General features: G+C 37.0%; 7 protein-coding genes. 3 read left to right on the forward strand and 4 right to left on the reverse strand.

Features of this window, described 5'->3' with window-relative positions:
• The coding region (gene sov / locus ACY651_RS13860; protein WP_462253741.1) for a T9SS outer membrane translocon Sov/SprA at positions 1-2,139 on the forward strand (2,139 nt) is incomplete at its 5' end.
• Positions 2,140-2,469: 330 nt separating this feature from the next.
• Here sov and ACY651_RS13865 read toward each other — a convergent pair.
• The 4 genes from ACY651_RS13865 to ACY651_RS13880 form a co-directional block, all read right to left on the reverse strand.
• Positions 2,470-2,943: a hypothetical protein gene (locus tag ACY651_RS13865; protein ID WP_462253743.1), complete on the reverse strand. Its 474-nt coding sequence runs from the start codon at positions 2,941-2,943 to the stop codon at positions 2,470-2,472.
• A gap of 154 nt (positions 2,944-3,097) precedes the next feature.
• The gene (locus ACY651_RS13870; protein ID WP_462253745.1) at positions 3,098-3,859 is read right to left on the reverse strand and encodes an SDR family NAD(P)-dependent oxidoreductase; all 762 of its coding nucleotides are present in this window, start codon (positions 3,857-3,859) and stop codon (positions 3,098-3,100) included.
• Positions 3,860-4,048: 189 nt separating this feature from the next.
• Complete coding sequence (locus ACY651_RS13875; protein ID WP_462253747.1) at positions 4,049-7,372, reverse strand: PKD domain-containing protein; 3,324 nt, start codon at positions 7,370-7,372, stop codon at positions 4,049-4,051.
• 148 nt (positions 7,373-7,520) lie between these two features.
• A complete protein-coding gene (locus ACY651_RS13880; protein ID WP_462253749.1) occupies positions 7,521-7,871 on the reverse strand; it encodes a hypothetical protein in 351 nt (116 codons plus the stop codon).
• Between the two features lie 158 nt (positions 7,872-8,029).
• On the opposite strand from ACY651_RS13880, the gene ACY651_RS13885 reads away from it, so the two are divergent.
• A complete protein-coding gene (locus tag ACY651_RS13885; RefSeq protein WP_462253751.1) occupies positions 8,030-9,451 on the forward strand; it encodes a tetratricopeptide repeat protein in 1,422 nt (473 codons plus the stop codon).
• Between the two features lie 130 nt (positions 9,452-9,581).
• On the forward strand, positions 9,582-10,102 hold a 521-nt coding region (locus tag ACY651_RS13890; RefSeq protein ID WP_462253753.1), incomplete at its 3' end, for a phosphosulfolactate synthase.

Genomic DNA, 10,102 nt, shown 5'->3' on the forward strand with positions numbered 1-10,102 from the left:
TTTAATGTAAATCTTATCCCCTCTACATTAAGTTTCCGTGCAGATGTTAACCGGCAATTAGGGGCTATTCGTCCACGTAGTGTTGGGGCATCCAAATATGCTATTCCGGAAACTTATGATAAATATTTTATTTTTCAAAGAGATTATATTTTACGCTGGAATTTTACCCGGTCCATAAACTTCGATTTTACCGCCACCAATAATTCAAGGGTAGATGAGCCGGCAGGAAGACTGGACAACAAAACAAAAAAAGATTCAGTTTGGAAAAACTTTCTTAAAGGCGGAAGAAATACTATGTACAGGCATACCGCCAATTTTACTTACACATTGCCTACCACAAAATTTCCTTTGCTGGACTGGACGACGATGAATGTTAGTTACCAGGCAAATTATGGATGGATTGGTGCATCACGTTTGGCAGTTAGCCTGGGTAATATTATAGAAAATGGCCAGCAAAAAGAAGCTGCTGCACAATTTGATTTTACAAGATTATACCAAAAATCTAAATGGCTGCGCCAGTTAGAGCAACCATCTAATAAAGAAGACAGGGAAAAATGGAGAAAGCGTATAACTAAAGTAAAAGATACAGTAACTACTAAAACGGGTAAGAAAATTATTAAAACAAGAAAAATAATTGACAGGACAGCTTTGCCTTATGTTGGCACACCCGAAAAAATTCTTGGTAAATTATTAACCAGTATTAAACAGGTAAGCGCCACCGTTTCTGAAAATGCCAATACCCGTTTACCCGGCTATGCCGACAGTACAAAATACCTTGGGCAAAACTGGAAGAGCATGGCACCCGGTGTCGACTTTCTTTTAGGTCGGCAACCAGATACCGGCTGGCTAAATAATGCTGCGGCAAAAGGGCTTATAACTAAGGATACTACTTTCAACTCCTTATTTACACAAAACTTTAATCAATCTATCACTTTAACTGCACAACTGGAACCAGTAAGAGATTTAACCATTTCTATAAACTTAAGAAAGACTTTTAATAAAAACTATTCTGAAACATTCCGTTATGCAGATACCAGCGGAGGCTCCAATTTTAAATTTGGCCACCTTAACCCTTATGCCGGCGGTGGTTTTGATGTAAGCTATATTGCCTACAAAACTTTGTTTGGTAAATTCGATCCCAACCGTGTTTCCGAAACCTTTAAAAAGTTTCAGGATTACAGGGTTATTTTATCTGAACGTTTAGGAAAAACAAATACATATAATATTGTAAATGGCCGTACCACACCCGGTGCAGATGGTTATTATTATGGCTACGGAAAATATGCTATTGATGTACTGGTGCCGGCATTTATTGCCGCCTATACATCAGATGACCCTAAATCAGTTTCTTTAATTAAACAAAGTAATCCCAATATAAAATCAAATCCTTTCCGTGCTATTTTACCCAAACCTAACTGGAAGATTGATTACAATGGGTTAAGCCGTGTTAAAGGATTAGAAAAAATATTTACTAATTTCTCCATCTCTCATGGATATAATGGAAGCCTTAGCATGAACGGGTTTACTTCAGCATTGCTGTACCAGGATGTTTCAAGATTTGGTTACCCGTCTTTTTATGACACTGCATCTAATAATTACCTTCCTTTTTTTCTGGTGCCCAACATTTCTATTAGCGAACAGTTTTCGCCGTTAGTAGGGGTAGATATGATGTTTACCAACCAGATGCAGTTTAAATTTGAATATGCTAAAACAAGGCAGTTAAGTTTAAGCCTTATAGATTTTCAATTGAGTGAGGTACGCAGTTCGGAATTTAGTATTGGTGCAGGCTACAGAAAAAAAGGTTTGCGTTTACCATTCAATATAAACTTGCCTAAATTTTTGCAAAGTAAAAACGCCAGTACCAGCAAAAGCAAATTGGAGAATGAAATTAATTTCCGCTTGGATTTTAAAATACGGGATAACGTAACTGCCAACAGCCGGTTAGATCAAAATACAAACTTTGCAACTGGTGGCAGTAAAGAAATTACCATTGTACCAACTATTGATTATTATCTCAGTAACAGGGTGCAGGTTAAGTTTTATTTCGATCAGCGCAAGGTAATACCTTACATATCCTCCAGTGCGCCGGTTACCAATACAAGAGCAGGTGTGCAGATAAATGTTTCGTTAGCACAATAAGGTAAAAAAATATTACATGTAATTCTTCCTCATCATTTTTGATGGGCATTTTTATTGCTGTGTAGCGTAAAAGGTTTTGGAATGCTGCACATACGCAAAAGCAATGGTTATTCTAAGGTTTCTGGATGATAAAACAAAGTAAAACAATTCGCAAACCAGACGGGTTTTATAAAGCTCTAATAATTTTAAAAATTGTTTAGGCCTAAACAGTTTTTGTAAATCTCAAAGGATTTGTGATTATTGGCTAAAATTTTATTGAGAGCATAGGTAAAAGAAAAGAGCCCTGTTTTAACAGAACTCTCTTGAGATTATAACCAAGCAAAAAACGAGTTATTTAACTTTTTTAAGCAGCATTACATAACCGCATAAACCCTTTTTCTTTTTATTTACCTGTACGGGTTTCATCATATGGTACTCCGAAAATTGAGGTATGTAAGAATAACTGATAACATTGCCATCCACATCGCCCCACATTTTTTTCTGGTACACCACCTGTTTTTCGTTCCAGTCAAACATTCTTACTTCATATAATTTTGAGCTGATATCGCCGATAAATACAAACTGGTACCAGCTACCTTCTGTTAAAGGAACAATAACAGGCATTTCGTACTCACTTTCCATTTCCATAGAAGCCTCTTTTACCACAATAAACCCCTGTTTGGCCAATTCTTTTTTCATACTGTCGGCCTGTAGCATAATAGCAGGACTGCTGCAGGCATTTTGACGTATTACATCCTGTGCATTAATTGAATAGCTAAATAAAAGGAAAATAATTGCTGAAAGTAGTGGTCTTAGGTTTTTCATTGGTTTTTCAGTTTGAGTAATAGGATTAACAAGTTTACGACATTTTACTGGATTTTTACAATAAAGTTTGGCCTAAACGGGCTAACGATACTTGAACGGAATATATGATGCTAATATTGTGCCATAAGAATTAAAGTACCAATAAAATCCTAACTTACTGATTTCTATTAAAATAAAAGGCATCAGCCTGCTGTGTTGGCGTAATTACCAGGTCGTTAATGCAAACATGGGCAGGTAAATGAGTACAGTAAAAAATTACTTCAGCAATGTCTGCTCCCGTAAGTGGTGTAATGCCATTATAAGTAGAAGATGCAGTTGCCGAATCTCCCTTATATCTTACTAAAGAAAATTCTGTTTCTACAGCACCAGGGTGTATGCCGGTAACCTTTATATTATGCTTTAATAAATCGATACGCATGGCCCTGTTTAAAGCATCTACTGCAAATTTGCTGGCACAATAGCCATTACCTTTTTCATACACTTCTTTACCGGCAACAGAACCCATGTTTACAATATGGCCCTTATTGTTAGCAATCATAAAAGGAATAACAGCCTTTGTAATATAAAGCAGTCCGTGCACATTGGTATTCAACATGGTTTCCCAATCGTTTAAATCGGCATCTTCAAAACTATCTCTCCCCAGTGCAAGCCCTGCATTATTAATAAGTATTGCAATGTTTTGCCATTCGGCAGATAAATTATTTATCGCATTAAATACAGCATCTCTGTTCTGTACATCAAAACAAAGTGGTAATACAGCAATGCTGTATTCATTTTCAAGATGAGTTTTTAATTCATCCAATCTTTCTTTTCTTCTTCCGGTAATAATTAAATTGTGTTTTGCAGCCGCAAATTTTTTTGCACAGGCTTCTCCAATTCCGGATGTTGCACCGGTTATTAAAACAATGTTGTTCATAGCTGCAAATTACTTCTATGCCAGCAAATAAAAAAGAGGCTGTCTCAAAAGCAAACAAATCTGTCACATTGAGTTTATCGAAATGATTACAGATTTGTTTGCCAGCGATTACAATATTTCGATAATCTCAGTATGACAATCGCTGGAACTTTCGAGACTGCCTCTTTTAAATAATTGTAACAATATTTTTTATCTTATCAATACCACATAACCTTTTTTAAATTTGATGTCGCCTTTGTAGGTTACCCCTTCAGCCATCCAAACATAAGTAGCTGGGTCTTGTCCTTTTCCGGCATAAGTACCATCCCAACCTTTTCCAATATCTGCAGTGCTGTACAGTAAGTTGCCAAACCTGTTATACACCCTGAAGTATTTTAATTCTTTCATGCCCAGTAAAATTGGTCTGAAAATATCATTGTTGCCGTCGCCATTCGGCGTAAAGGCGGTGGGTACATACATATCTGGATCAATCTTAAATACTTTCACATCAATGGTATCAGTACCAATACAATTGCCGGGATTAGAAAATGCAATGACCACATACTGAATATTATCCTGCGGTAAACTAACAGGGCTTTTAATTGTGGGGTTATTTAGCCATGTGGAAGGATTCCATAAATAAGAAAAACCTCCGCCTGCATTCAGCTGCAATGGTTCGCCAATTACCACACTGGTATCTCTTGGCCCTGCATTGGCAATTACTTTGGGATAAACATATACCCACACTGTATCTTTTACCGGCTTGGGACAACCCAAAGTATCCGTAACTGTTACAATATAACGTACGCTTGCCGAAGGTGCTGTTGAAAAAGGATTGGGTATATTCCTGTTATTTAAAAAAGTTACGGGAGTCCATAAATAACTGCTGCCACCGGTTGCATTTAACTGAACAGAAAAACCCGGGCAAAGTGCTGTATCCAACCCTGCGTTGGCGGCAGGATAAGGCGCTACTTTAATTTCAATATCGTCATTACCCTGGCATTTGCCAATATTGCCTACCACACTGTAAGTAGTAGTGCTAAGTGGCCTGGCGAAAGGACGCTTTAAAGTATCATAATCTAAATAAGTGGCCGGTATCCATTTATAATGCAATGCATCACCAATAGTATTTAGTAAAAATCCATCGGTTTGGCATATAGTAGTATCATTACCTGCAAAAAGTGTAACATGATCTTTTACATCTACAAAAACTGAATCATCGCTATGGCAGCCGTATCCATCAGTAAGTGTAACAAAATATTTTGTAGGCACATCAGGGCTAACCAAAGGGCTTGAAATAGCTGTGTTATTAATCATGTAGTTGGGTGTCCAGTTATAATTGCCTGTGCCGGTTGTAGTAAGTTGCAAAGTGTCAATATTGCAAATAAGGGTATCGTTAAGCAATGTTAGCGCAGGCAACGCTATCACATTTACAATTAAACTGTCATCTCTTGTTTTGCTGCAGCCTGTAACACCAACGGATACCGTGTACACAGTTGTAACGGAAGGTGAAGCAACGGGATTTGGAATATTAGCATTACTTAAACCAGTTGGAGGAGACCAGGTATATGTATTACCACCACTTGCATTTAACTGTGCCGATTGTTGGCCGCCGCAAATAGCAGGGCTTGGGCCTGCGTTAGGTATGGCCAAAGGTTTAACAGTAATTAATTTACTGGCAGTGGCAACACAATGGTTACCCCACCTGGTAGTAAGTAAATAATTAGTAGTTACCAGAGGAAAAACTCTTGTAGTAATATTTGTTGACGACTCCACAGTTGCTGCCGGGCTCCATTGCCAGCTAATATTAGTTGCATAATTACTGCTGCCGTTTAATGTAATGGTATCTTCCTCACAAATAGGGTTTGGACCGGCAATAGCATTGCTCAGATCCATTTTGGGTGTAACAGTAATAGAATCCTTACTGCTGCAACCGGCAGCATTGGTAAGCGTTGCATAATATTTTGTAAGCACTGTGGGAAATATTAATGGAGTGGCGGTATTGGCACCAATAATATTGGTATTGGGCGTCCAGTTAAAAACTCCTGTGCCCGTAGCCGTTAGTTGCAGGCTGTCAAGGCCGCAATAAATGGTATCTGCAGGAAATACATTTACTGCAGGAGGATCTGCAATGGTTAGCAGCACAGTCATGGAATCTATACAGCCCTTACTGTTTGTTACTACTAATTTTACATTGTAAGTAGCACCTGGTGCAGGATAAGTGTAAACAGGATTTTTTAAACGGCTGGTGTCAGATAATATGGATATTTCTCCAAAATCCCATCGCCAGCTGTCCACTACACCATAAACAGTTTTGGAGGTATCTGTAAATTGAACAGGCACACCAACGCATAGTGTTGGGGATATTGTAAACCCCGGGAAAAACCCCGGATAAACTTTTACAATTCTTTTGGCAGTATCAGTACACGGTTCTCCGGGATTAATAATAAAAGTAACAACATAGGTTCCCGTATCTGTATAAGTGTATACAGGATTATCAATTATTGAGGTGTCGGCAATAGTTGTCCCATCGCCAAAATCCCAAAATACTGAATTTGCTCCCGAACTGTTATGGAAAAAATTTACAGTAAACCCATTGCAGGTTGTAAAATTGGGGTTAGGGTTTGCTATTAAAGGAGTACAAGGAGCAGTTTCTAAATGTAATTCTTTTCTCGATTCACCAATATTGATTCCATTTCTATATTCTTTTACTAAAACACAAACTACATATTCGCCTGGCGGGGGCGCAATGCCACTAATAATTCCTGTAATTGGATCAATAGATGCTAATGAACCAAGGGGTTGAAGGCCAGAATAGGGTGGTTGATAAGATATGATACCATAAGGAGGTGGTGATGCTGTTCCAGGGCTTGGAGCGGTAGATGACCCGCCATTATATGCATCAACAAAAGAGTAAGACAAAGAATCTCCATCAGCATCATTTGCTGTAAAATTTATAGAAAATTCATTATTACCGCAAACAACAGCAGTATCATTAAAAATAAATTGAGGGCTTGCGTTAAATTGTGCTGTTGGGCCATCATTAGCTCCGGGTATTTTTATTGTATAAGTGGCTCCATAATCAGAAGATGGGGGTAAAATATTAGTGATTCCACCAATCCTGCAACATCTTTGTTTTGAAATAATATACCCATTCGGCGAAGGGTCTAATTCAATAATGATTTCATAATTTCTTATTTCATAACATCTTTCGGGTACATTAGAAATGCACGGGTAACAACTCATAGTTACACAACCCAGTATTTGAAATGAAGCGCTAGGGCTAACTGGTACATCCTGTATAAAAGGGTATGGAAACCTGCCACTGAAAAATGAAAAATTCCAAGGTTGTTCAGGTACAGGAGTGTTGCATTCTACATAAAAATTTAATCCAACTTTATATCTCAATTTATTAGGGTCATTAATACCCGGACCTAAATACTCATAATACATCCAACCACCTTTTGTGTGGTTAGCATAAACATCCTGTAAACAAACAATTGATAAAATAATAAGAAGTAAATATTTCTTCATGAGAAGATAATGCAATTAGGTAGAACCTAAAAATAACAAAAAGCGCTGTCTTTTCAAACAAGACAGCGCTTTAAACTATAAACATTTTATTATTTTCCGAATAGTCATTGCAAAAAAAAGCCTCACTTATTTGTGAGGCAATTATTTTTCAATGCGATTTTATAATCAATTTCATTCCTGTATAACCCGGCTTTATTTCAGGCATTATAATTTTTTGTTTGTAAGGAATGATATAAACGGTATTTCCTTTTTGATAAGTTACCAGCGTTTTGCTTATCATTGAATTGCCGGCAGTGGCCTTATTTAAAAATACACTTCCCGTATATCTTAAACCAGATTTAAGGTTAAGAGAAACAGAATTTCTTAATGTTGCAGGGGTACTGATGTTTAAAGTAACTTTTGATTTACTTTTTTTTCCAATGCCTCTATCAGCCAAAACACTTTGCGTTGCGCCAAAAAGCACAATCGCAACAAGCAGTAATTTTGATATCTTAATCATTGGTTAAATTTATAGGACAAATATATAAAAAAATATCCGGTATTTACATACCGTTCATACATTGTTTTTGCATTTCTTTAACGATTTAAGGAAAAAAAAGTTACAAAAACTTGTATAGTTATTTAAAAGTGGGTAATTTACAATAACTTATACCACAAATGAGTAAACATCCTTACCGTCAGGACAGAGATGAATTAAGGGAATTGCTGTTGCAATACAACAACCTTAAATCGGGCAAAGCCAACTCTTTTATAGAAGAGGATTCCTTTGAGCGCCTTATTGATTATTATGACGAAAAGGAACAACTGTCTCCTGCGCTTGAAGTTTCTGAATATGCCATCCGGCAATATCCTTATTCGGCCCCATTATTATTAAGAAAAGCAGATCTGTTAATTGCCCTGCGGCGTTATAAAGAAGCACTTCATATTTTGGAGCAGGCAGAATTACTGGATGGAAAAGACACCAACCTTTTTATTTTAAAAACTGATGCCTACCTGGCTTTAGACCAGCAGGAAAAAGCTGCTGCTGTTTTAGAAACAGCTTTAGATGATTTTGATGGCGAAGAAAAAATTGATTTGTTATTTGAACTGGCAGATGTATATGATGATTACGAAAATTTTGAAAAAGTTTTTGATTGCCTTAAAATGATTTTAGAACAGGAACCCAACAACGAAGAAGCCTTATACAAAATTTGTTTTTGGACGGACTTTACCGGAAGGAATGAAGAAGGTATACGGCTGCATCAAAAAATAATTGACGAATTTCCGTTTAACGAACTGGCATGGTTTAATCTTGCTGCTGCTTACCAGGGTTTAAAGTTGTACGAAAAAGCTATTGATGCTTATCACTATGCGGTAGCTATTGATGATAAGTTTGATTACGCATGGCGTAATATGGGAGATGCTTTTTTACGTTTGCGTAAATACAAAGAAGCCATTGAAGTGCTGGAAAAAGTTTTAGAATTAGCCAGACCAGAGGATGTTATTTATGAGGCTATCGGGCACTGTTATGATAAGATGGGCAACTTTGCAGAAGCCAGGTTTAACTATAAAAAGGCGGCACACCTTAATAATGGCGATAGCCAGCTGCATTATAAGATTGCCTGTACTTACATGAATGAAGGTAACTGGGGCAGTGCGGTTAAAAATTTAGATGTGGCTATGCGTATGCACCGCCTGCAGCCAGAGTATAATCTTGCGCTTGGTCAATGTTATATGGAAATGGGTAAATTAGATGATGCCATTACTTATTTTGGCAATGTAGTAAGGGTTAGACCAAAAAATTTAAACGGGTGGATGGAATTACTAAAATGCCTTTACAAAGCCGAACTGTTTGAAGAAGCACTGGAATATGCTGGGTTTGCCTACGAACAAACAGATGGTAAAACTATTTTTCTTTTTTACAAAAGTGCTATATTATTCGCAATGGGAAAATCGAAAGAAGCCATAATACAATTGGAAAATGGCATGCAAATAAATCCAAAACTTATTAAAAAATTAATTGAATTAAATCCCTCCATTTTACAAAGCCAGCAGGTGGTAGATGTAATTGCCCGTTTTAAAAAGAAAAGATCTCATTAAGTATTTCTAATTATTTTTTGCCCATCTGCTATTGTGCATCACAAATGACAATTGCCCATTCACAATTGACCATTGACAATTGTTTATTGCCTATTTGTTTTTACATTTGCACCACTTTAAAAAAATAAGCATGAATTTTAACCTCTCTCAAATACCCGACAGAAATAAAAAACCACGTGAACATGGTATTACAATGGTAATGGATAAAGGCCTTAGTGTGGAAGAAGCAAAAAACTTTATGAGTGTATCGCATCCGCATGTGGATATTGTTAAACTGGGCTTTGGCACTTCTTATGTAACCCTTAACCTAAAAGATAAATTGGCTGTTTACCAATCTTACGATATACCGGTTTATTTTGGCGGAACCTTGTTTGAAGCCTTTTTAATAAGAAACCAGTTTGAAGATTTTATAAATGTTTGTAAAGAATTTGGGATTAATTATGTGGAAGTTAGTGACGGTTCTATAACCATACCGCATGCAGAAAAATGCGGCTACATAGAAAAATTAACCAAACACTTTACCGTATTAAGTGAAGTGGGTAGTAAAGATGCTGCACATATTATGCCTCCTTATAAATGGATTGAATTAATGAAAGCCGAACTGGAAGCAGGCTCTGCTTATGTAATTGCAGAGGCAAGAGAAGCCGGTAA

The sequence above is a fragment of the Ferruginibacter sp. genome (assembly GCF_031391665.1).
Taxonomy (GTDB): Bacteria; Bacteroidota; Bacteroidia; order Chitinophagales; family Chitinophagaceae; genus Ferruginibacter.